The 22,969-nt window shown below is 71.7% G+C and carries 18 protein-coding genes and 1 pseudogene; 6 read left to right on the top strand and 13 right to left on the bottom strand.

What is annotated here, in order from left to right; translation table 11 throughout:
* Window positions 1–182: 182 nt before the first annotated feature.
* Window positions 183–1,688 carry a phosphoesterase gene (locus ACIBLA_RS19465; RefSeq protein WP_399199271.1) on the top strand — a complete coding sequence of 502 codons (1,506 nt, stop codon included), beginning with the start codon at window positions 183–185 and terminating at the stop codon, window positions 1,686–1,688.
* A 7-nt stretch (window positions 1,689–1,695) separates the two neighbouring features.
* On the opposite strand, the gene ACIBLA_RS19460 is transcribed toward ACIBLA_RS19465, so the two are convergent.
* From ACIBLA_RS19460 to ACIBLA_RS19435, 6 genes and pseudogenes are all read right to left on the bottom strand, one after another.
* Entirely contained in the window at window positions 1,696–3,660 is a 1,965-nt protein-coding gene (locus ACIBLA_RS19460) for a helix-turn-helix domain-containing protein (protein WP_399199270.1), read from the bottom strand.
* A 94-nt stretch (window positions 3,661–3,754) separates the two neighbouring features.
* On the bottom strand, window positions 3,755–5,215 hold the full coding sequence (locus ACIBLA_RS19455; RefSeq protein WP_399199269.1) for an MFS transporter: 1,461 nt from the start codon (window positions 5,213–5,215) through the stop codon (window positions 3,755–3,757).
* Window positions 5,216–5,312: 97 nt separating this feature from the next.
* Window positions 5,313–6,110, bottom strand: a complete 798-nt coding sequence (locus ACIBLA_RS19450; protein WP_399199268.1) for a 3-hydroxybutyrate dehydrogenase — start codon at window positions 6,108–6,110, stop codon at window positions 5,313–5,315.
* Between the two features lie 128 nt (window positions 6,111–6,238).
* Complete coding sequence (locus ACIBLA_RS19445; protein WP_399199267.1) at window positions 6,239–7,660, bottom strand: 3-hydroxybutyrate oligomer hydrolase family protein; 1,422 nt, start codon at window positions 7,658–7,660, stop codon at window positions 6,239–6,241.
* Between the two features lie 67 nt (window positions 7,661–7,727).
* On the bottom strand, window positions 7,728–7,985 hold the full coding sequence (locus ACIBLA_RS19440; RefSeq protein WP_399199266.1) for a hypothetical protein: 258 nt from the start codon (window positions 7,983–7,985) through the stop codon (window positions 7,728–7,730).
* Window positions 7,986–8,227: 242 nt separating this feature from the next.
* Window positions 8,228–9,217 (bottom strand): annotated as a pseudogene (locus tag ACIBLA_RS19435) (alpha/beta hydrolase family esterase); the annotation flags it as partial.
* Between the two features lie 461 nt (window positions 9,218–9,678).
* Here ACIBLA_RS19435 and ACIBLA_RS19430 point away from each other — a divergent pair.
* Genes ACIBLA_RS19430 through ACIBLA_RS19415 form a run of 4 tightly spaced genes read left to right on the top strand, consistent with a single transcriptional unit; the run spans window position 9,679 to window position 15,710 of the window.
* Window positions 9,679–10,503 carry a hypothetical protein gene (locus tag ACIBLA_RS19430; RefSeq protein ID WP_399199265.1) on the top strand — a complete coding sequence of 275 codons (825 nt, stop codon included), beginning with the start codon at window positions 9,679–9,681 and terminating at the stop codon, window positions 10,501–10,503.
* The gene (locus ACIBLA_RS19425; protein WP_399199264.1) at window positions 10,500–12,713 is read left to right on the top strand and encodes a bifunctional serine/threonine-protein kinase/ABC transporter substrate-binding protein; all 2,214 of its coding nucleotides are present in this window, start codon (window positions 10,500–10,502) and stop codon (window positions 12,711–12,713) included. The genes ACIBLA_RS19430 and ACIBLA_RS19425 overlap by 4 nt, the downstream gene beginning before the upstream one ends.
* Window positions 12,713–14,953, top strand: coding sequence for an ABC transporter substrate-binding protein (locus tag ACIBLA_RS19420; RefSeq protein WP_399199263.1), 2,241 nt, complete (start codon window positions 12,713–12,715; stop codon window positions 14,951–14,953). Before ACIBLA_RS19425 ends, ACIBLA_RS19420 begins: the two co-directional genes overlap by 1 nt.
* Window positions 14,954–15,008: 55 nt before the next feature.
* Complete coding sequence (locus ACIBLA_RS19415) at window positions 15,009–15,710, top strand: beta-glucanase (RefSeq protein ID WP_399199262.1); 702 nt, start codon at window positions 15,009–15,011, stop codon at window positions 15,708–15,710.
* 26 nt (window positions 15,711–15,736) lie between these two features.
* Here the strand turns inward: ACIBLA_RS19415 and ACIBLA_RS19410 are convergent, their stop codons facing one another.
* The 3 genes from ACIBLA_RS19410 to ACIBLA_RS19400 all read right to left on the bottom strand — a co-directional run bounded on the left by ACIBLA_RS19410 (window position 15,737) and on the right by ACIBLA_RS19400 (window position 18,579).
* Window positions 15,737–16,600 carry a hypothetical protein gene (locus ACIBLA_RS19410; protein ID WP_399199261.1) on the bottom strand — a complete coding sequence of 288 codons (864 nt, stop codon included), beginning with the start codon at window positions 16,598–16,600 and terminating at the stop codon, window positions 15,737–15,739.
* A gap of 132 nt (window positions 16,601–16,732) precedes the next feature.
* A complete protein-coding gene (locus tag ACIBLA_RS19405) occupies window positions 16,733–17,659 on the bottom strand; it encodes a serine hydrolase (protein ID WP_363242013.1) in 927 nt (308 codons plus the stop codon).
* On the bottom strand, window positions 17,656–18,579 hold the full coding sequence (locus tag ACIBLA_RS19400; protein WP_399199260.1) for a LysR family transcriptional regulator: 924 nt from the start codon (window positions 18,577–18,579) through the stop codon (window positions 17,656–17,658). Before ACIBLA_RS19400 ends, ACIBLA_RS19405 begins: the two co-directional genes overlap by 4 nt.
* Before the next feature lie 163 nt (window positions 18,580–18,742).
* Here ACIBLA_RS19400 and bla point away from each other — a divergent pair, with 163 nt between their 5' ends.
* A complete protein-coding gene (gene bla, locus ACIBLA_RS19395) occupies window positions 18,743–19,708 on the top strand; it encodes a class A beta-lactamase (RefSeq protein ID WP_363242011.1) in 966 nt (321 codons plus the stop codon).
* Here bla and ACIBLA_RS19390 read toward each other — a convergent pair.
* From ACIBLA_RS19390 to ACIBLA_RS19375, 4 genes are all read right to left on the bottom strand, one after another.
* A complete protein-coding gene (locus tag ACIBLA_RS19390) occupies window positions 19,692–20,438 on the bottom strand; it encodes a DUF6390 family protein (protein ID WP_363242010.1) in 747 nt (248 codons plus the stop codon). The two genes, bla and ACIBLA_RS19390, sit on opposite strands and share 17 nt — an antisense overlap.
* Before the next feature lie 28 nt (window positions 20,439–20,466).
* A complete protein-coding gene (hypE, locus tag ACIBLA_RS19385; RefSeq protein ID WP_399199283.1) occupies window positions 20,467–21,459 on the bottom strand; it encodes a hydrogenase expression/formation protein HypE in 993 nt (330 codons plus the stop codon).
* Window positions 21,460–21,569: 110 nt separating this feature from the next.
* Entirely contained in the window at window positions 21,570–22,673 is a 1,104-nt protein-coding gene (hypD, locus tag ACIBLA_RS19380; protein WP_399199259.1) for a hydrogenase formation protein HypD, read from the bottom strand.
* On the bottom strand, window positions 22,670–22,966 hold the full coding sequence (locus ACIBLA_RS19375) for a HypC/HybG/HupF family hydrogenase formation chaperone (protein ID WP_363242008.1): 297 nt from the start codon (window positions 22,964–22,966) through the stop codon (window positions 22,670–22,672). The genes hypD and ACIBLA_RS19375 overlap by 4 nt, the downstream gene beginning before the upstream one ends.
* Between the last annotated feature and the right edge of the window lie 3 nt (window positions 22,967–22,969).

The following is a 22,969-nucleotide window of genomic DNA, read 5'->3' as shown; positions in this document are numbered from 1 at the left end:
AGGCACGGTGGGCGGATCGCGGTCCGGCACGCTCGCGGCGGTGTCGTCGCGAGGCTCGGTGTATCGGGCGGCGTCCGTTGTTCTCGGCGGACCGGGCCTCCGTTCACGCGGTGTTCGGTTGGTTCTCCAAGACTCTCGGGTTGGCACCCCCCGCGCCAGAAGTTGAACGAAAGGCTTCAACCGTGAAGGACAAGAACACCGAGGACCCCGAGCGCTCCGCACTCTCACGGCGTCGGCTCGTCAAGTACGCGGGCGTCGGCGCGACCCTCGCCGCCGCCGGCCCGATCGTCGGGGCGGGTGTCGCCCTCGGCAACGAGGACGACGAGCGCCGCGAGTCCGGCGGCTCCGGTGACTCCCGCAGACGCGCCTGGCGTGCCGGTGACCACCACGTGCACTCGGAGTACAGCGGCTCGTTCGACACGACGAAGAACCCGCCCGTGTTCCAGAAGGGCGGCGACGCCGTCTACCCGATCGTGACCAACGCGATCATGGCGAAGAACTTCGGCCTCAGCTGGGCCATGTGCACCGACCACGGCGGTCCGACGCACTCGAAGGTGAACCTGGAGCAGGCCTACCCCGACCTGCTGCGCTCGCGCGTGCTCGTCCCCGAGGTGCTGCAGTTCTGGGGCATGGAGTTCGACGCCCCGGCGCTCGACCACCACACACTGATGATCCCTCACCACGCCGACGAGGCCCAGCAGTTGTTCGAGCTGGAGCAGCGCTTCGCCAAGCACGACGCCTTCCCCGCCGATCCGGGCCGCGACACCGAGGCCAAGATGGTGGAGTTCCTGAAGGCGGCGAAGGGCATGCCCCGCAAGCCGCTGGTGATCGCCCACCACGCCTCGCGCTCCGCGCCGGGCCTCGGCGTCTACGGCCAGGACACGCCCCGCGAGTTCCGCAACGGCAACGACACCGCACCCGACATCTACGTCGGCTTCGAGGGCGCTCCCGGCCACCAGGCCGGCCCGCTCAACGGCGGCGCCCGCGGCGGTTACGGCAACTACCCGACGCACGGCGGCTTCGACCAGATGACGGCGCGCGTCGGCGGGCTGTGGGACGCGCTCCTCGGCGAGGGCCGACGCTGGTGGATCACCGCGACGTCCGACTCGCACGTGCACTGGACCCGCGGCGGCTCCGACTTCTGGCCGGGCGAGTACAGCAAGACCCACGTCATGGCGCGCCAGGACTACGCCGACATCATGGACGGTCTGCGCAACGGCCGGATCTGGGTCGGCACCGGCGACCTCATCCGCACCCTCGACGTCACGGCGAGCAACCGCGGCAGCGTGGCCGCCGTGGGCGAGACCATCACGGTCAGCAACCGGGGCCGTACGGACGTCGAGATCGAGATCAGGTTCCGCCCGATGGACGGCAAGAACGCCAACGGCGACCGTCCCGAGGTGCGTCGCGTCGACCTGATCGTCGGCAAGATCACCGGCAAGAGCGACAGCCGTGACTCCGACACCAACCCGACCACCAAGGTCGTGGCGCGGTTCGGCAAGAACGACTGGCGCAAGCAGGGCGACGAGTACGTCATCACGCACACCCTGCGCGACATCGACGGCGACCTCTACGCCCGTGTCCGCGGCACCAGCACGGACGAGGCCGAGCCGCTCGCGGACGGTCTCGAAAGCCCGTGGGACGACCTGTGGTTCTACTCGAACCCGGTGTTCGTCAAGACCCGCTAGGACTGGGTCAGTTGGTTGACCGAGTGCCGGACGGGCCGTTGTCGGCCCGTCCGGCGCTCGTCGGCAGGTCCGGCCCGCGGGTCAACCCGTGCAGCCGCAGGGCCAGTTGGATCTCCAGAGTGCGGGCCGGGGCGTTCCAGTCCTGACCGAGGAGCCGGCCGACCCGCTCCAGCCGCTGCACGACCGTGTTCACATGCACGTGCAGTGCCGTCTTCGTCCGGGTGAGGCTCGCCCCTTCGGCGAAGTACGCGTCGAGCGTCCCCACCAGGTCGGTGCCGCGCTCGGCGTCGTAGTCGAGTACGGGGCCGAGCGTGGCGCGTACGTAGCCGCCGATGTCCGCCCGGTCGCCGAGCAGTACGCCCACGAAGCCGAGGTCGTCGGTGGCGCCGCCGTGTCCGGTGTGGCCCAGGGCGCGCAGGGCGGAGAGGCAGCGGCACGCCTCGGTGTGGGCGGTGGGCAGTTCGGCGGGGCCCGCGGCCGGGCCCGCCGCGCCGACGGTGACCGGGGATCCGACGGCCTGGCCGAGCTCGGCGGCGAGTTGGCGCGCGCTCGGACCGGGGGTGTCGGTGGGCGCGACCAGCACCACATGTCCCTGATGGATACCGGCCAGACCCTTGCCCGCCTGGGCGTGTCTGGCGGCGACGGCGAGCAGGCGGTGCCGGTCGGCCGTCTCGCTGTCCGCGACGAACACGCAGTGCCGGCGCGCCAGGTTGACGCCCAGCCGCCGTGCCCGTGCGGACAGGGCGCCCGGATCGCCGGACCGTGACAGCAGATCGCCCAGCAGTTCGCCGCGTACCCGGTCCTCCGCCTCGGCGACCGAGCGGCGCAGCAGCAGGAGCAACGCCGTGACGACTCCGGCGCGTTCGAACAGAAGCCGGTCGACGTCCGCGAGGTCGGTGTGCCCGGTGAGGGCGATGCTCCCGAGGAGTTCCGGGCCCGCCAGGACCGCGCAGACCCAGGTGCCGTTCAGCGGGACCGCCCGGCCGCTGGCCCTGGAGGCGGCGACGGCAGGCGCGAGTGGCGCGAGCGAATCGGCGCGGGCGCGGGCGAGTTCGGCGCCGTCCGCGTCGTGGATGAGGATCCCGCCGTCGAGGATGTCGGCGATCGCGGCGGCGACGTCGTCCGCCCCGCCGCCCCGCAGCACGAGGTCGGTGAGCTGGTCGTGCGCCTCCTCGGCGCGGCGCATCTCCCTGCTGTGCGTTCGGATCGTCTCCGAGGCCGAGTTGAGGTCGACCAGTGCGGCACGCGTCTCCTCCAGCAGCCGGGCGCCGTCGATGGCGATGGCGGCGTGGTCGGCCAGTGAGGAGAGCAGGGCGACCTCTTCGGCGGCGAACTCGCGGGGCGCGCGGTCCGCCGCGTACAGCACTCCGATGATCCGGGCGCCGACCCGCAGCGGCACACCGAGAATCGCGCGCAGCCCTTCGTCGAGGACGGCGCTGTCGATGGTGGCGGTGTGGTGGAAGCGGGTGTCGCGCTGGTAGTCGCCGGTGGCGTACGGGCGGGCCGTCTGCGCGACGAGGCCGCCCAGGCCCTCCCCCATCCCGAGCCGCACCTGCTGGAACGCGGCGGCCACGGACCCGTCGGTCACCCGCATGTAGGTGTCGCCGGCGAGTTCGTCGTTGAGGGAGAGGTAGGTGACGTCCGTGCCGAGCAGCAGCTTGGCCCGGTGGACGATGGCGCGCAGGACGGCGTCCAGGTCGCGGAGCGCGGCCAGGTCGCTCGCGGTGTCGAAGAGGGCCGTGAGCTGTGCCTCGCGGCGCCGGTGCTGGCTGAGGGTGCGCCTGATGCGCAGGGCGACATCGGTGGCGTCGGTGATCGCGGCCAGTTCGCCGCCCCGCACCCCGGCCTGACGGGCGTCGGCGGCGGGGCGGGCGAACTCCTCCGTGGGCGCGCCCCGCGCCAGCAGGTCGAGGAGCCGGCGCAGGGCAGCCACGGTGTGCCGGGTGCCTGGAGCTGTCACGTCGGCGAGCATACGGTGATCACCTCCGGGTGGGCATGGGTGCGGCGGCGGGAGTACGGCCGCCGCACCAGACCGCGGGAGTACGGCCGCGGGACCGGGCGGCGGATCAGCCGCCCAGCCGTGCCGAGTCCTTGGCGCTGTCGGCGCGGTCCGCGGCGTGCGGGGGTGCGGGGCTCGCGTCGGGCGCGGGTACGGAGCCGACCAGTCCGTCCCTGGTCAGGTCGCGGCCCCGGGTCTCCTTGGCCACCCACACGGTGACGACGGTGACGAGCGCAGCGGCGCTGAGATAGATCGAGACCGGTACGGACGAGTCGTAGTCCTTGAGCAGTTCGACGGCGATGAGCGGTGCGAGCGCGCCGCCGATGATCGAGGCGAGCTGGGAGCCCATCGAGGCGCCGGAGTAGCGGACCTTGGTGTCGAACATCTCGGAGATGAAGGCCGCCTGCGGCCCGTACATCGCCCCGTGGAACAGCAGGCCCACCGTGACCGCGAGGGTGATGACCGGGAACGACTCGCTGTCCAGCAGGGCGAAGAAGGCGAACGCCCAGCCGACCATGCCGATCGCACCGATCTGGGTGACCGGGCGGCGGCCGAGCCGGTCGGACAGCGCGCCCCACATCGGGATGGTGACGAAGTGCACCGCCGAGGCGATCAGGACCGCGTTGAGGGCGGTGCTCTTGGGGAGTTCCAGGTGCACGGTGACGTAGACGAGCACGAAGGCGGTGAGGATGTAGTACGAGACGTTCTCGCCGAACCGCGTGCCGATCGCGACCAGCACCTCACGCCAGCTCTTGCGGAACACCTGGACGACGGGCGCCTCCTCGGCAGCCGCCGCGACCGTGCCCTTGGCTCCCCCGGCCTGCTTCGCCGCCTCGGCAGCCTCGTCGGCCGCCTTGCGCTGGGCCTCCAGGAAGACGGGCGACTCCTCGACCGAGATACGTATCCACAGTCCGATCATGACCAGCACACCGGAGAGCAGGAACGGGATACGCCAGCCCCACGCCAGGAACGCCTCGTCGGACTGGATCGCGGCGAGCAGCGCCAGCACACCGGTGGCGAGCAGATTGCCGCCGGGCGCGCCCGCCTGCGGCCAGGAGGCCCAGAAGCCGCGGCGCTTGTCGCCGCCGTGCTCGGAGACGATCAGGATCGCGCCGCCCCACTCACCGCCGAGGGCGAAGCCCTGGACGAGTCGCAGCACGGTCAGCAGGATCGGCGCGCCGACGCCGATGGTCGCGTGGGTGGGCAGCAGGCCCATGGCGAAGGTGGCGCCGCCCATCAGCAGGAGGCTGAGCACCAGGAGCTTCTTGCGGCCGATCTTGTCGCCGTAGTGGCCGAAGACGATGCCGCCGAGAGGGCGGGCGGCGAAGCCGACGGCGTAGGTGAGGAAGGCGAGCAGCGTGCCGACGAGGGGGTCGCTGCTGGGGAAGAAGAGGGTGTTGAAGACCAGCGCGGCGGCGGAGCCGTAGAGGAAGAAGTCGTACCACTCGATGGTGGTGCCGACGAGGCTGGCCGCGACAATGCGGGCGATCTTGCCTCGGCGTGGTGGTGTGGAGCTGGGGACGCTCATGGTGAAGTCACCGCGTTTCGTTGGGCGGGGCAGGGACGGGGGTGCGGGTGGAGCCGAGCGGAGTCGGAGCGGTACAGGAGTGGTCGCGGGGTGGGGCTCAGCGGGCGCCCCACCCTCCGTCGACGGGGAGCGAGGAGCCGGTGATGTAGCCGGTGTTGGGGCCGCAGAGCCAGACGCACACCGCGGCCACCTCCGCCGGCTCGATCAGCCGTTTGATCGCCGAGCGGTCCAGCAGTACGTCGCTGACGACCTCGTCCGGGGGGATTCCGTGGGCCGCCGCCTGCGCGGCGATCTGTCCTTCGACGAGCGGGGTCCGTACATAGCCGGGGTTGACGCAGTTGCTGGTCACACCGTGCGGTGCGCCTTCGAGAGCGGCCACCTTGCTGAGCCCTTCCAGGCCGTGCTTGGCCGCGACGTACGCGGACTTGAAGGCGCTGGCGCGCAGTCCGTGCATGCTGGAGATGTTGACGACGCGGCCCCAGCCGCCGGCGTACATGTGCGGCAGGCAGTGCCGCATCAGCAGGAACGGGGCGGTGAGCATGACCTTCTGCATCAGCTCGAACCTGTCGGGCGGGAAGTCCTCGATGGCCGCGACGTGTTGCAGCCCGGCGTTGTTCACGAGGATGTCCACGGCGGCGGGGAGCCGGTCGATCGCACCCGCGTCGGCGAGATCCACGGGGTGGCTCACGCCTCCGGTGTCGGCGGCGACGGTTTTGGCCGCGTCGGCGTCTCGGTCGACGACATGGACCAGCGCCCCGGCCGCGGCGAGCGCCTCGGCGCAGGCCCGTCCGATGCCGCTGCCACCGCCGGTGACGAGGGCGGTGCGACCCTTCAGCTCCCCGCCCTCCGCGCTCGGCGCGGCGGGTTCGGGGCCTGCGTGACTTCGGCTCATCATGGCCGGAACGGTAGAGACACCTGACCCGACATCCCATGTGATGGTTCACCACACTGGATACGGATCAGGTGTCGTCGTGCACCACACTCCTGACCGGGAGCGGCCAGTTGTGACTTTGCGTGATCGCCTCAGCCGCTCAGTCGACAGCGGGTGAGCAGCGCGGCCGGATCCGCGCCGTCGGGCATCGGGAGCGTACGGCTGGACGGCGGTCGCCGGCCGTCGTCCAGCCAGCGCTCCAGCGCGGTGACCGCCGAGCGATGGCACGGCACCAGCGGGCGGAGCCGGTCGGGGAAGGCGTCGAACAGGGAGTCGACGTGGGTGCCGCCCTCGACGCGGTAGTAGCGGTGCAGTGCGCCACGGCCCTCGCGGCGCACCATCTCCGCGTAGGTGTCCGAGGTCGTGGAGATCGGCAGCAGTACGTCGAGCGTGCCGTGGAAGGTGATGAGAGGTTTGCCGATCCGGCCGGTCAGTTCGATCTTCTCGACGGCGTCGCGGACCGCTCGCGGCCTCGCGTCGTAGTCGTAGTCGGCGTCGCAGGCGGGCGTTCCCGGCGTGCAGAAGGGTGTCCCGGCCTCGGTGGCGCCGTCGTACTCCGGGTCCAGTTCCTCGCGGTAGATGCGCTGGGTGAGATCCCAGTAGTACTGGTGGTGGTACGGCCAGAGGAATTCGGAACCGGCCGGGAATCCGGCCTTCACGATCTCCCGGTGTGCCGCGCCCGCACCGGGGCCGCCGGCCGCGTAGGTGGGGTAGGCGCGCAGGGTGGGCGGCAGGAAGGTGAGCGGGTTGGGGTCCTCCGTACGCCAGAGGGTGCCCTCCCAGTCGACGCCCCCGTCGTACAGCTCGGGGTTGTTCTCCAACTGCCAGCGCACCAGATAGCCGCCGTTGGACATGCCCATCGCGAGGGTGCGGGACACCGGCCGCTGATAGCGCTGGGTGGTCACCTTCCGGGCGGCGACGGCGAGTTGGGTGACCCGGCTGTTCCATTCGGCGAGGGCGTCGCCGGGCGCGGCGCCGTCGCGGTGGAAGGCTGCGCCGGTGTTGCCCTTGTCGGTGGCGGCGTAGGCGTAGCCGCGGGCGAGCACCCAGTCGCCGAAGGCCCGGTCGTTGGCGTACTGCTTGCGCACCCCTGGCGATCCGGCGATCACGAGGCCGCCGTTCCAGCGGTCGGGCAGCCGGATGACGAACTGCGCGTCGTGGTTCCAGCCGTGGCTGGTGTTGGTGGTGGAGGAGTCGGGGAAGTAGCCGTCGATCTGAATGCCCGGTACGCCGCTCGGGGTTGCGAGGTCCTTCGGGGTCAGCCCCGCCCAGTCGGCCTTGTCGGTGTGGCCCGAGTCGACGGTTCCCGCGGTCGTCAACTCGTCCAGGCAGTCGGCCTGCTGGTGTTCGGCGCCGGGTACGGCGATGGTGTCGATCCTGGCGCAGTGGCCGGGCCGCCGGTCGGCGTCGGTGGCGGGGACCGAGGCCGCCGGGGCCGCGCCCGCCACCATGAGGGCCGCGGCGGCGAGGCAGGTGGCGCGGAGCCATCGGACGTTCTGCGGGACAAGTGGCATGGGCCATCACTCCGTTGTAGGGACACGACACACGGCACGTACGGGGCGGCGGGACGCTACCCACCCATCAGGGGCAGCGAGCGTCCGTGAGGACGTAATAACCCGTCGGGGACTCCTTCAGGGTGCGGATGACGAACGTGTTGTTGAGGCCCATGTTCTGGTTCGAGCCCTTCGCGTACACGTAACCGCCACTGGTGGTCGCCCGTCCGGCGTGTACGTGGTCGTAGTTGCTCGACGTCCAACAGGTCGCCGGGAGGCCGGTGGTGCCGGCCGTGACCTGTGCCGAGCGGGCGCCCTCGGCTCCGTCCGCGCCGCGCGCCGCCACGTTGTACGCGTGCGAGGTCCCGGCACCCAGACCGCTGTCGGTGGACCGCAGTCCGGTCGGGGCGGGCAGGGCGCCGGCCTAGGCCCTGTCCGGCGGATCTTCGCGGGTCCGGGACGCCTGGCACGGCACCTCGCCGCGTTGTCGGACTCGTCCAAGTACGTCCAGTACGAGCACGATCGCCTTGCGATGCACCGCACCAGACGCTCCGGACTGATCCACGAAGATCCGCCAGACAGGACCTAGGACGCGGACGCGCCGAGTCCGAAGAAGCGGGTCACCCAGTAGCTGGAACAGATGGAGTCGATGAAGTGCGCGGTGCCGGTCGCGCCGCACTGTTCGCCGCCGCTGCCGGGGTCGACGGGTGTGCCGTGCCCGATGTTCGGGACACGGTTGACCTCGACCGCGACGGTGCCGTCCCCGGCCAAGTACTCGTCCCTGCGCGTGCTGTTGGGGCCGATGGTGGAGCTGCGGTCGGGCGTCTGGTCCACGCCGTGCACCTGGGTCCACTGGTCCCGCAGTTCGTCGGCGTTCCTCGGGACGACGGTGGGGTCGTTGTCGCCCTGCCACACGGACACCCTCGGCCAGGGGCCCGAATAGCCGGGGTAGGCGTTCCGTACCCGCTGCGCCCAGTCCGTGGGCGTACGGTCCACGCCGGGGCTCATGCAGGTGAAAGCGCCGAGGACGTCCGTGGCGCACTCGTACGGCAGTCCGGCCATCACGGCGCCGGCCTTGAAGACGTCGGGGTACGCGGCGAGCATGACCGCCGTCATGCCGCCGCCTGCCGAGAGCCCGGTGACATTGACCCGCCCGGCGTCGGCGCCGTAGGCCGAGACGGCGTGCGCGACCATCTGCCGGACGGACGCGGCCTCGCCCTGGCCGCGCCGGATGTCGCCGGTCTGGAACCAGTTGAAGCACTTGTTCGCGTTGTTGAGGGACGTCGTCTCGGCGAAGACCAGCAGGAAGCCGTTCCGGTCGGCGAAGGTCGTCAGGCCCGAGTTGTCGGCGTAGATCTGGGCGGACTGCGTACAGCCGTGCAGCGCGACGACCACGGGGGCGTTCGCCGGGAGGGACGAGGGCCGGTAGACGTACATGTTCAGGCTGCCGGGGTTGGCCCCGAAGCTGGTCACCCGCTCCAGCGCGACGGCGGCCTCGGCCTGTGGGGCGGGCGGGAGCAGCGCGATTCCGGTGGCCAGTGCGAGGGCGGCGGCGACGCGGCCGACAACACGGCGCAGGCGCCCGCGCCGCTGTGTGCGGGTGGGTGGGGGGCGATCCGCAGGGGACGGATGGTCCGATGAGGACAGCTGGTCCGGCGGAGACGGCTGGTTCGATGGGGACGGCGATACGTGGAGCAACGTGACCTCCCGGCGACGTCGGTCCGGCCGCCGCCTTCAGGAGGGACGACGGCCGGGTGGGGTGCGGTCACAGTAGGAAGCGGGCGGGCCGGCTTGGAATGTGGCGGCGCGCCACAACGCGGCTGCCACAGAGGAGGCACCACCTGTTGCGTGCAGCGTGGCGCGGTGCTACGTGCGCTGTGTGACAGATGAGGTACGGCTGTGCCACGAGATCGTCAACCGCGTGATGACACCGGCGAGTTGCCGCCTAGCATCAGGGAAGACGCCGGCTGTGCGGATGATTGCGTGGGGGACTTGTGGTCGCGATGGACCGATGGGGGCACGTTGGCTGTGCCACCGCGATGGGCGCGGTACTGCTTGCCGGTTGCACGTCCGACAGAGGAGATGACGGACCGTCAGGATCGAAGTCGGCCGGGAAGAACGGCACCACGGCGTCGCCGTCCGCGTCCCCGACTCCGGCCGAAGTCGTCGACATCGCCCCCGACCGGCTCCCGGACACCAAGAGGAAGGCCGCCTTGCTGATCCGGGGCGTCCTCCCGGATCCCGACGCGTTCGGCCCCGACGCCGTACGCCGGACCCCGTACGAGAGCGACCCACGGCGCTGGGCGGTCCTCGGCGACGACTGCGTCTGGCAGCAGAAGGCGCTGCCGAAGAACGTCCTCGCGACGCTGACCCGCTCCTTCGAGATACCGGCGAGCGGCGGCAAGGGCCCGCTCCGGCTGAGCGCCGTCGTCACCGTGCACCGCACTCCCGAGCAGGCCGACTGGGAGAACGCCGAGGTCCTGGAAGAGATGATGCGCTGCCCCACACAGGAGCTGCGCTCCGACGAGTTGATCACCTCCCTGCGCGATGTCCCGGCCTCCCAGGGCGAGTCCGGGAACGAGTTCGCGGAGGACTCCCTCACCGAACTCGGCAGCTATACGAGCGCCGGCGCCGGTGGCCCCCACCCGTACATCTGGGAGCAGACGAGGATCGGCCAGTTCACCCTCGCCGTCTCCGCCAAGGGTGCACGCGGCTGGTCGCAGGCCGAGCTGTTCGACCGGCTGCGGGATCCGCACGTCGGTATGCGCTCCAGCCTCAGGGAGGCGATCGAGCGCGACCCGTCGGAGCCGAGTGATGACACGAAGGCCGATGCGAAGGCCGATACGAAGGACGACGGCCGATGACCGAGAAGCTCACCCCCACCGACCCGGCGCGCGTCGGCGGCCATCGTCTGCTCGCCCGGCTCGGCGCGGGCGGCATGGGCGTCGTCTACCTCGGTCGCGCCGATTCGGGCGAACTGGCGGCCGTCAAGGTGATCCTGCCCGAGTACGCCGACCAGCCGGAGTTCCGCGCCCGCTTCCGCCGCGAGGTCACCGCCGCCCGGCGGGTGGACAGCCCCTGGGCCGTACCGGTCACCGGCGCCGACCCGGACGCACCCGCGCCCTGGCTCGCCACCGCCTTCGTCCCCGGCCCCTCCCTCGCCGAGGCCGTCACCACCTGCGGTCCGCTGCCGCCGCGCGGTGTACGCGTCCTCGGCCGGATGCTGGCCCGCGCCCTGACCACGGTGCACGACGCGGGGCTCGTGCACCGCGACGTCAAACCGGGCAATGTGCTGCTCGCCGTCGACGGCCCCCGCCTCATCGACTTCGGCATCGCGCACGCCCCCGATGAGACGGCGCTGACCTCGGCCGACATGGTCATCGGCACACCCGGCTTCCTCTCGCCCGAGCAGGCGCGGGCGCAGCCCGCCTCGCCCGCCGGCGATGTCTTCGCTCTCGGCTGCCTTCTCGCCTACGCGGCCACCGGGCGCCCGCCCTTCGGCACCGGTGCCGTGGACGCCCTCCTCTACCGCACGGTCCACGACGAGCCCGACCTCGACGGCGTCCCCGACGACACGCGCGAACTGCTGGAGCGCTGCCTCGCCAAGGACCCGGCCGCCCGCCCCACCGCCCGCGAGGTGGACGAGGCGCTGGCCGACGGGACGCCGGCCGAGGCGACAGCGGAGGACACAGCGCAGAACCCGCCGCAGGACACACCGCAGAACACCGCCGACTGGCTGCCCGACGCCGTGGTACGGCTCATCGCGGACCGTTCCGCCGAAATACTCGCCCTCCCCGACATCGAGGCGACGGCCCTCGACGCGCGCGACCCGGACGCGAGAGCCGGCGAACAGCCGACGGACGTTCCCGAGGGCGCGCCGCCGGCGCCGCGCCCCACCGGCCGACGCCGTTTCCTGCTGCTCGGCGGCGCGGCCCTGCTCACCGCCGCCGGGGGCGGCGGTGCCCTCTGGGCCGCCCGGCGCGACGACAGCCCGGCCCCGGCCGCCGCGCCCCGTGCCCGCCGCTGGATCCTCGGCGTCCAAGCGGACCTGACGGGCCCTCAGAGCACCGTCGGGCATGCGCAGGAACGCGGGATCCGGCTGGCCGTGGAGCAGTTCAACTCCCGTAAGGACAAGCCTTTCACGCTCACCCTCAAGACGGTCGACGACCGGGGCGAAGCGGCCCGCGCCACCAAGGTGGCCCGCACCCTCGCAGCCGACCGCGATCTGCTCGCGGTCATCGGCTCGACCGGTGACACGACCACCGGGGCGAGCCTCGACAGCTACGACGAGCGGCTCGTCCCCCAGCTCACCGCCTCCTCCGCGCAGAGCGTGTACGGCACTTCGGAGCCCCGCCACTTCCTCCAGGCCGTCCCCGACTACACACACCTGCCCGCGACGGCCGCCTACTCCCTCCAGACCGAGGGCGCCCGGCGGGTGGGCGTACTGATCGACCGCGGCGGCGGCATACCGGCCTGGCAGCTCGGCCACACGATGTTCCAGAACCTCGGTGTCCTCAAGATCGCCGGGGAGCCGCGTGTCGCACCACGGCTGGCGAAGGATCTCGCACCGGTCGTCGCCGAGATGGTCGCGGACAAGCCGGACGGCTTCGTCTACACGGGCACACCCGCCCGAGCGGCGGCCGTCGCACGCGCGCTCGCGCGGACGGACTTCGGCGGAGTGCGTGTGCTCGGATACCCGGCGGCCGTACCGGAGTTCCTCACCGCCGCGGGCGCCGCCGCCGACGGCTGGCAGATCTTCGCGCCGTACATCGACCCGGCGGCCTCCCCCGTCCGCGCCTTCGCCACCGCCTACCGCAAGCGCTACGGTTCGGCTCCCGCGTACTGGGCGGCCGAGGCGTACGACGTCGCCCGCATGGTCATCACCCGCCTCACCGAGGCGGGCGGGCGGCCTTCCGGGAAGGCGCTGTACGACCTGCTGCTGAAGGGCACGTACAAGGGCATGGTCCGGTCGTACTCGTTCGACAAGGACTACCGCTGGCTGGAGAGCTACGAGGTCTTCCGGTACGAGGTGAAGGACGGCCGGTACTCCTACACCGGCAGGGTCGACTTCTGATGCGGCCCCTGGTGGCCGACGATCCCGAGGACATCGGCGGGCACCGGCTGCTGGCCCGGCTCGGCGCGGGCGGCATGGGTGTCGTCTATCTCGCCCGTACGCCCGGCGGGGCACTCGTCGCGCTCAAGACGATCCACGCCCAGCACGCGGCGGACCCCGCCTTCCGCACCCGGTTCCGGCGCGAGGTGACGGCGGTCCGCGATCTGACCGGGCGCTGGCTCGTGCCGGTCGTGGCCGCCGACGCGGAGGCTCGGGAGCCCTGGCTGGCAACGGAGTTCGTGCCGGGGCCCTCGCTGGTCGAGGCGGTCGACGGCTTCGGCGTGCTGCCCGTCGCCGCCGTACGGACCCTGGGCTCCCGGCTCGCGGACGCGCTGACCGCCGTACACGACACGGGACTTGTGCACCGCGACGTGAAACCGGCCAACGTACTCCTCGCCCTCGACGGCCCCCGCCTCATCGACTTCGGCATCGCCCACACCGGTGGTGCCACCGCGCTCACCGCGCCCGACGCCGTCATCGGGACCCCCGGTTTCCTCGCACCGGAGCAGGCGCGGGCCCGCGCCGGTGAGGTCGGCCCGGCGAGCGATGTCTTCTCGCTCGGTTGTGTCCTGGCGTACGCGGCATCGGGCCGCCGTCCGTTCGGCACCGGCAACGCTGCGGGCGTCCTCTTCCGTACGGTGCACGAGGAGCCCGACCTTGCCGAAGTGCCGGGCGAGTTGCGGCTGCTGATCCTGGCGTGCCTGGCCAAGGACCCGGCCGAGCGGCCTACGGTCAGGGAGGTCTCGGCCGCGCTGCGCGACCCTCGGGGTTCGCTCGCGCGGAACATCACCGAGGACCCGGACGAGGACTGGCTGCCGACCGCCGTCCTGCGCGTGGTCGCCGAGCGCTCCGCACGGGCGCTGGACATACCGACTCCCCGGCGATCACCACGGCGCCCGGCGGGCGGCGACGATCCGACCGCCGGCCAACCGGCCACGGACCAACCGACCGCCGGCCGACCGGCGTCCCCGGAGCCGCGGGACGCCCGTCCGCCGACCCGGCGGCGCGTCCTGCTGATGGGGGGTGCGGCGGCCTCCGTGGTCGCCGTCGGCGGCGGAGTCACCGCCTATCTGATGGCCGGCGACGGGGCCACCGGCGGCTCGGGCGCCGGCCTTCCCGTGCACACCCTCGGCTTCCAGGCCGACCTGAGCGGCCCGGACAAGGCGGAGGGCGTGGCGCAGGAGCGGGCGGTACGGCTCGCCGTGGAGCAGCACAACAAGCGCGCGGGGATCACCTTTCGGCTCGCCCTCGACACCGCCGACGACCGGGGCGACCCGGCTCGCGCCGAGGAGGCGGCGCGGCGATTCACCGAGGCCGGTGTGAGCGCGGTCCTCGGCCTCGGGACGGCCGCCGCGGCGCTCGCCGCCGCACCGCTCTACCAGGAGGCCCGCACGGCCATGGTGCTGATCTCCGCGGACGGTGCCGAACTCACATGGTCCGAACTGAAGTTGACCACGCTGCGCGTCACTCGGGGGCCAGACGCTTTCCTGGGGCTGCCGCTGAGCTCGTATCTGACCTCTGTCCACCCGGTCCGCCGCACGGCTGTCATCGACGACCTGGAGGCGGGCCGAACGGGGCAGGACCTCACGGCCGGGCTCCGGCGGAATCCGCCGAACAAGGGCACCACCACCGTCCACCGCGTCGACGGCGACGACTTCGCTCCCGCCGTGCGCGACGCCCTCGCAGACAAGCCCCAGGCCGTGGTCTTCAGCGGCACCTCCTCCGAGCGCGCCGCGCGCTGCGCCCACGCACTCGACGAAGAGGGCTTCACCGGACCGCGCCTGGGCACCGGGCACATCATGAGCCCGGCCTTCCTCCAACAGGCCGGAGACGCGGGCCAGGACTGGGTGTTCGCCGCCCCCTTCACCGACCCCGGCAGCGTTTCCGGCGCCTTCAGGACCGCGTACCACGCGAAGTACGGTACGGCACCGGGGCGTTGGTCCCCGGAGGCGTACGACGCCGTGGGGCTGGTCACGCGCGCCCTGGGGAAACTGGGCGGAGAGAAGGACATCGAACCGGCCGCCGTGGCCCAGCGCCTGTTCGACGCCGAGTACGGCGAATACCGGGGAATCGCCAAGGCCCTGCGCTTCTCGACGGACGGCACCAGCACCCTGGACCCGAAGGGGCCGCCGTTGTACTTCCTGTTCCAGGCGGAGGGAAAGAGCTTCCGCTTCCTGGGCCGGTACGACCAGGTCGAGTAAGTGTGCGGTCTTTTGTGGCGTTTCGTGGGCCGCTGACGCAGGTACGTATACGGGCATGGCCGGATTCACAGGTACGGCGGACGAGTCCGCGAACTCCCCTTCCGCGCACGGCCGGCCGGTGTTCACGGCCGACTTCTCGTCTCGGGACCAGTGGGTGGCCGGCCGTTCCTGGGCCTATCCGGGCGGCGGTCCGACCAACCCGGACGACGACAAACTCGACCACCTCACCGCGGACCCCGCATACAGCAGGACCGGTGTCTTCCATGCCACCAAGATGCCCCGAGGCACCTGGTACACCGGGCTGTTGACCACCGAGGGCAGCGCGGACGGCTTCATGCTCAAGGCGGGCGACACCCTCCAGGCCCAGGTCCGGCTCCCCCGCGAACAAGGGGCCTGGCCGGCGATCTGGACCTGGCTGGACGGCGGCAACGAGATCGACGTGTTCGAGTACCACCCGGACAACCCGGACCTCCTGGAGCTGTCGAACCATGTGAACGGCGGCCACCGCTACTACCGCGACCGGGCTATCCGCCCCGGCGCCCGTGTCGACGTACAGGTCAGCCTCGGCGCCCGCTCGGTCGTCTGGCACGTCAACGGCACCCGCGTCTTCGCCGACGGTACCGGGGTGGGCAGGGACTGGCGGGCCCACCTCATCGTGAACCTCTCGGTCTGCGCGGGCCGCTACCACCCGCCCCCGGAACCGGCCACGACGGAGATGTCGTACGAGGTGACCAAGCTCGTGGTCTACCGCCCCTGATACCTCTGACTCCGCGGGCTCCTCGGTCAGTTGCCGAAGAGGCCCCCGAGAAGGCCGCCGAGCGGATCGTGGTCGTCCGACGGACGATCGGTCGGCTCGTCGGAGGATGAGGGCGTGCCGGTACCGCCGGTGGGTGACTGCGGGTCCGTGGGCGCCGGGGCGCTCGGGCTGCCCGATGTCGCGGAGGGCGATACGGCGTCGGTCGGCGTCGGGCCGGGCACGGGTGAGCCGCTGCCGGCGGACCGTGCACCGGCCGTGGGTTGGGGGGCTCCCCCGCTCCGTGTGGCGTCTCCCGGCCCCGGTCCGGCCTCCGGTGCGCCCGAGACCGAATCCGCAGGGGCCGGTGGGGAGTTCGCCGGATTGTCGTGGCTGTTCTCCGTGACCCCCGGTATGGACAGCCAGGGCGGCGTCGAGCCTCCACCGATCATCGCACCGCCGAGGACGACGGCGCAGCAGACACCGGAGCCCGCCAGAGCCCAGCGGACGCGCCGCAGGCGCTTCGGGCGAGTGGTGCCGTCGTACGGTGCCGAGTCGTTGTACGACACGGCCGACTCGGGCTCAGGCGCGGGCTCCGGCTCCGGCTCCGGCGGGATCGCAGGTTCGGCCTCCGCCGCAGCCTCGGGTACAGGCAGTTCAGCAGTCGCGGGACCTTCCGCCTCGACGGTGGAGTCGAAGGGCTCCCGGTCAGCCTCATCGGCCCCCGTGTCCTCCCCCGCCTTCGGCTTCGCCGACACGGACCCTCCACCGCGTACAGCGGCCTCGGCCGCCATCTCGGCGACCACCTGCTCCAGCCGGCCGAGCCGGTCTCTCAGGTCCGAAGCATCGTCGCGGGGTGTCTCCTCCCGCTCGACATCGGTCTCGGCATCGGTGTCCGCCCGGTGCTCTTCCACAACTGCCCCGCTCAGTGCGTCCCACTCGTACGACGGATATCCAGCGTCGCCGATGAGACTAGTACTACCGCACCAAGAGCCGTGCCCCCGAGTAGACGAGATCCCGCCCGTTCGGCGTCGGAGCGCACCCCGCTACGGCCCCCGAAGACCACCCGCCGTTCGCGCAACGGGGCTGCGCAGCACGTCGATCGCGATGCGGGCCGCCGTGCCGATGACGGCGTCCGCCGCGGGCAGGGCGGCGGCCGGACTGGCCGCGCGGGTGAAGACGGCGACGGCGTAGCGGCCGTGGTCGGGGTATTCGATCACGCCGACCTCGTTGCGGATGGTGGGCGCGCTACCGGTCTTGCCCGCGACGTGCACCTCGTCGAAGGGGAAGCCGGAGGCCAGCCGGTGCGGCCACACCTGAAGGCCGAGCAGTCGGCGGACGGCCGCGCCGTGCTCGGGCGTGCAGGCCTCGTCGCGCCAGATCGCGCCGAGCAGACGGGTCATGTCGCGCGGGGTGCTGCGATTGGTACGGGCCGGGTCCAGGGCGCGCAGCCGGGCCAGGACCCGCGGATCCGCCAGCGCCTGCGGACCACCGTGTCCGGCGTCCTCCCTGATGGTGTCGATGAACCCACGGAAGGACTGGACGGCATGGGTACGGCTGAGGCCCAGCCGCTCGGTCGTGTCGTTGACGGAGTCGATGCCGACGCGCGCCAGCAGCAGCTCGGCCGCCGTGTTGTCGCTGACGGCCATCATCAGGTACGCCGCGTCGCGCAGCGAGAGACGGGCCGGATCGAGCATGGCGGAGAGCCCGGTGGGTCCCGCCGTACGGCCTTCCGCCGGGGACTCGACCTGGTCGGTCAGGGCCAGGTGGCCCGCCTCGGCGTGCTGATGGAGCGTGACGAGCAGACAGAGTTTGTGCACGCTCGCGGTGACCACCGGCTGGTCCGCTCCCACGTCGACCTGGGCGCCGGAGTCGATGTCCACGGCGTGCAGCCAGCCCGTGACGCCGGCTTCGGCGAACGCGGCGCGAATCCGGTCGCGTGGGTGGGCGCGGGTGGTGGGTGGCTCGGTCATATCCAGTACTCCGCCGCCGGGCGCAGATGCAGCGGACCGGAGGCCAGGTCGGGGCCCGTGGCGGTACGGCCCAGGGCTTCGGTGACGGTGTCCGCGAAGGCCCGTACCGCGGCGTCGCCCCGCCCCCGTGGCCAGGCCGCCGAGTGCCGCCAGGCCAGCGGCGCGCCGCTCAGTGGGCGCCAGCTGAGGTCCGGGTCGCCGGTGTGCTGGGCGTCGCGTGGTCCGAAGGCGATGGCACGGCTGGACAGGAGCAGACCGCGTATGAAGCTCGGGCTCTGGCCGTGCCGGACCGCCGTGGGGGTGTAGCCGTGCCGGGCGCAGGTGGTCAGCAGTTCGTCGTGCACGGCGGGGGCGTGGGCGCGAGGGAAGAGGATCAGGTCGTATCCGGAGAGTGCCGCGAGCGGGACCGTTTCGAGGCGCGCCTCCGGGGCGTCGCGCGGCAGCAGGACGCCGAGTTCATGACGCAGGACGGGGCCAAGGTCCAGCCCGGACACGTCGCACGGGTGGTGGATGAGCCCGACGTCCAGGTCGTGCGAGGCGAGCTGGGCGAGTTGTTCGGCCGTCGGCAGCTCGTGCAGTTCCAGTTCCACACCGGGTTCGCGCTCCTGGAAACCGGCCAGGAGCGCGGCCACGGTCCCGCCGGTGATGTCGGGCGGCAGGGCGGCCCGCAACAGCCCGCTGTGGCCTTCCTGGATGCGTCGGGCCGTGGCCATCAACGCCTCGGAGTGGGCCAGCAGCACACGGGCCTCGTCCAGCAGGAGTGCGCCTCCTTTGGTGATCGTCACCTGCCGGCTGGAGCGCTCGAAGAGGCGTACGCCCAACTCCCGCTCCAGGCGCTGGATGCGCTGCGACAGCGGCGGCTGAGCCACGCCGAGCCGCTGGGCGGCGCGGCCGAAATGTAACTCTTCCGCAACAGCCACAAAGCACTGCAGATGCCGTATCAGGTCCACGACCAGGGATCATACGGAAAATTGATTGATCAATGAGCGATATCAGTCTTGGACGTGAACGGACGGGCGTTGTTCTCCTCGGGGCGACCCAGCGTCCGAACAGAGCCTCCACCGAAAGGAAATCCGTCACCACATGTCCAGCCGTATCCCCCGCCGTGCCGCGCTCTCCACCCTCACCGGCCTCGCGACCCTCCCCCTCGTCGGATGCGGCACGAGCGCCCCGGCGGACGCGCCGGCCTCCGGCTCTGGCTCCCGCTCCACCACCACCTCACCAAAGTCGGCCCCGTCGCAGGCCGCGTCCACGGCCGACCCTCGAACCCAGCGCTCTTTCCTGGCACTTGAGCGGAAGTTCGACGCCCGGCTCGGCGTCTACGCGATCGACACCGGCAGCGGCCGGTCCCTCACCCACCGGCCCGACGAACGCTTCGCGTACGCCTCCACCTGCAAGGCTCTCCTCGCGGCCGTCATGCTGGAGAAGAACTCCCTCAGGCAGCTCGACCGGCTCGTCCGGTACGACCGCGAGGATCTGGAAGGCGCCGGCTACTCGCCGATCACCGAGAAGCACCTCGAGACCGGCCTCACGCTGCGCGAGCTGTGCGACGCCACCGTCCGCTACAGCGACAACGGCGCGGCCAACCTCCTCTTCCGCGAGATCGGGGGCCCGAAGAAGCTCCAAGCCGCCCTTGTCTCCATCGGCGACCGCGTCACCCGGTGCGACCGCTACGAGGAAGCACTCAGCGAAGCCCTCCCCGGCGACCTCCGCGACACCAGCACACCGCGCGCGCTGGCCACCGATCTGCGTACGTACGTCCTCGGCGACACCCTTCCCACCGAGAAGCGGGCCGTGCTGGCGGACTGGCTCAAGCGCAACACCACCGGCGACAAGGTCATCCGGGCCGGCGCCCCGGAGGGCTGGGTGGTCGGCGACAAGACCGGCACCGGCGGCTACGGCACCCGCAACGACATCGCCGTCGTGTGGCCCCCCAAGGCCGCCCCGATCTCCATCGCGGTGCTCTCCCGCCGCGATTTCAAGGACGCCGAGCCCAACGACGCCCTCATCGCCGAGGCGGCCGAGGTGGCCCTCAACGCCTTTGCGTAGCCGCGCCGGAGCGGGTGGCACGTCCCACGGCTGAAGGGGCGAGCCGGCGTGCTTCCGTCGCCTCGATCCGTGCCGCCTGGCCGGCGGTGAGCACGTCGCACACCCAGTCCCAGTGAAGCGCCACGAGGTCTCCGGGCACGAGTCCGGCGATCAGCGACCGGCCCCCGGTCGACCAGCGCACGGACTCCTGGCGGGGAGGTCCTGGGATCAGGGCCGTACCCGTCCAGGTCAGTGGGCGGGACTCGACCGTCGCCGACTCGCCCGCGACGGAGCGGACCACGCCCGTCCGGATGCGGCACTGATCGAGGACCGACAGCGCCGTGGGATTGCCCGAGGCACGCAGCAGCTCCGCCCACGGGTAGACGTCGAAGACCTGGAAGCTGTGGTGGGCGAGGGCGCGGTCGGACGCGTCGCGCCAGGTGCCGCCCAGCTGACCGCGGAAGCGCTCACGCATACGGTCGAGGAGGGCGGCCGGGTCGGCCCGGTCCAGCAGGTCGTTGCCGATCCAGTACGCCTCGACGACGCGCTCGTCGAGCGGGTCGTCGAGGCCGGCCGTCTCGGCGAGGAATTCCAGATAGCACCAGGCGCCGTCGAACTGGCGGGCGCCCCGCTCGATGCCCGCGGTGTCGGCGGGGCGCAGCAGCGCCGCCGAGTCGGCCGGGCCGCAGTAGCCGAGTTCGTTGGGCGGGTAGGCGTACCGCGCGAAGAGGATCGCGCCGCGCTCGCTCATCCGATCGTACTCATTCGGTCGCCCTCATTCAGCAGATCCTCGGGAGCTGTTCGCCGACGGGGAGAGCGACCACGCGCGAGCCGCCGAGCCCGGTTCTGGCCACCACCATGCCGGGGTGCTCGGCCACGCAGGTGCCGATCCGGCGGGCCCCGCGTCCCAAGGGGTGCGCCTGGAGGGCCGCGAGGACTTCGTCGGAGCGCTCCAGGGGCACGATCGCGATCAGCTTCCCCTCGTTCGCCACCTGGAGCGGATCGAGCCCGAGCAGGCTGCACGCGTCACGCACGGTGTGGGGTACGGGCAGGTCCCGCTCGACCAGTTCGACACCGACCGCCGAGGCGGTGGCGATCTCGTTGAGCGAGGCGGCGACGCCGCCGCGCGTGGGGTCGCGCAGTACGTGGATGTCGGCGCCGGTGGTGAGCATCGCGGCGACGAGACCGTGCAGGGGTGCGGTGTCGCTCTCGACGGTCGTCCCGAAGTCCAGGCCGTCCCGGCAGCTCATCACGGCCACGCCGTGCACTCCGATGTCGCCACTGATCAGCACGGCGTCGCCGGGCTCGGCGCGGCGCGGGCCGATGTCGACACCGGCGGGGATCACCCCGATTCCCGAGGTGTTGACGTAGACGCCGTCCCCGCTGCCGCTGTCGACGACCTTGGTGTCGCCGGTGACCAGCCTGACCCCGGCCTCCCGCGCCGCCGCGCCCATGTCCCGTGCGATCCGTCCGAGTTCGGTGAGCGCGGTGCCCTCCTGGAGGATGAACGCGGACGACAGGAACAGCGGGGTCGCGCCGGACATCGCCAGATCGTTGACGGTGCCGTTGACGGCGAGGTCCCCGATGGATCCGCCGGGGAAGAACATCGGTCTGACCACGAACGAGTCGGTGGAGAAGGCGAGTCGGGTGCCCTCGCCGACGGTGAGCACGGCGGAGTCGCCGAGTTCGGGCGCGGCGGCGGAGCCGTACGCGGGAAGGAACAGATGCTCGACCAGTTCGGCCGACATCGCCCCGCCGCCGCCGTGGCCCATGACGACCGTCGGGATCGCGCGCAGGGGGACGGGGCAGGTCCAGCTCTCGAAGTCGAGGTCGTTGGCGGCGGGGGCGGTCGCCGGGGCGGGCACGTGGTTCGTCGTCTCGGTCACTTCGCCTCGACCAGTTCCAGTCGGCGGTAGGTGAAGTACGCGGCGCACGCGCCTTCGGAGGACACCATCGTGGCGCCCAGCGGATTCCTCGGGGTGCACTCCTTGCCGAACGCGCCGCACTCGTGCGGCTTGATCAGCCCCTGGAGTACGTCGCCCGAGCGGCACAGCGCCGATTCGGCGGTGCGGATGCCGGCCACGTCGAATCTGCGCTCGGCGTCGAACTCCGCGTACTTCCCGGACAGTCGCCATCCGCTGTCCGGGATCACACCGATGCCGCGCCAGGTCCGGTCGGTGACCTCGAAGACGTCGCGCAGCATCTCCATGGCGGGCAGGTTGCCCTCGTCACGTACGGCGCGGGGGTAGGCGTTCTCCGTCTCGTGGCGGCCCTGTTCGAGCTGGAGGAGCGTGCGGCGGATGCCTTCGAGGATGTCGAGCGGTTCGAATCCCGTGACGACGATGGGGACTTGGTACTTCCGCGCCAGTGGTGGGTACTCGGAGGTCCCCATCACGCTGCACACGTGCCCGGCGGCGAGGAATGCCTGCACCCGGCAGGTCGGGGACTCCATGATGGCGGCGATCGCGGGGGGTACGAGAACGTGGGAGACGAGCAGGGAGAAGTTCCGCACGCCGAGGCGCCGGGCCTGATGGACCGTCATGGCGTTGGCGGGGGCGGTCGTCTCGAAGCCGATGCCGAAGAAGACGACTTGCTTGCCGGGGTTGTCGCGGGCCAGCTTCAGCGCGTCGAGCGGGGAGTACACGACGCGTACGTCGCCACCGGCGCTCTTCACCGAGAACAGGTCCTGGTTACTGCCCGGCACCCGCAGCATGTCGCCGAAGGAGCAGAAGATGACGTCGGGGGTGGCGGCGATCGCCAGGGCCCGGTCGATGATCTCCAGCGGGGTCACACAGACCGGGCAGCCCGGACCGTGGATCAACTCCACGCCGTCGGGGAGGAGTTGGTCGATGCCGTGCCGGATGATCGAGTGGGTCTGGCCGCCGCAGACCTCCATCATGGCCCAGGGGCGGGTGGTGACCGCGTGGATCTGGTCGACCAGCCGTCTGGCGAGATCGGGGTCGCTGAATTCGTCGAGGTACTTCACTGTCCGCCGCCTTCCACTGATTCCCGCTGCCTGGCGGCGAGTTCGAAGCCGTCACCGAACTCCTCCTCCAGGAGCCCGAGTTGTTCGAAATTCGCCAACGTCCGCAGGGCGGACTCCTCGTCGAGGCGCTGGATGGCGAAGCCGACGTGGACGACGACGTATTCGCCGATCTCCGCGTCGGGGATGTACTGGAGGCAGACCTCCTTACGTACGCCTCCGAAGTCGACCTGGGCCATCAGGGCGCCGTCGACCTCGGCGGTGCTGAGCACCCGGCCGGGGACTGCCAGACACATGCT

The organism is Streptomyces sp. NPDC050433, from assembly GCF_044458565.1.
Taxonomy (GTDB): domain Bacteria; phylum Actinomycetota; class Actinomycetes; order Streptomycetales; family Streptomycetaceae; genus Streptomyces.
The sequence above is the reverse complement of the archived record's forward strand: the minus strand, read 5'-3'. Positions and strand labels throughout refer to the sequence as shown.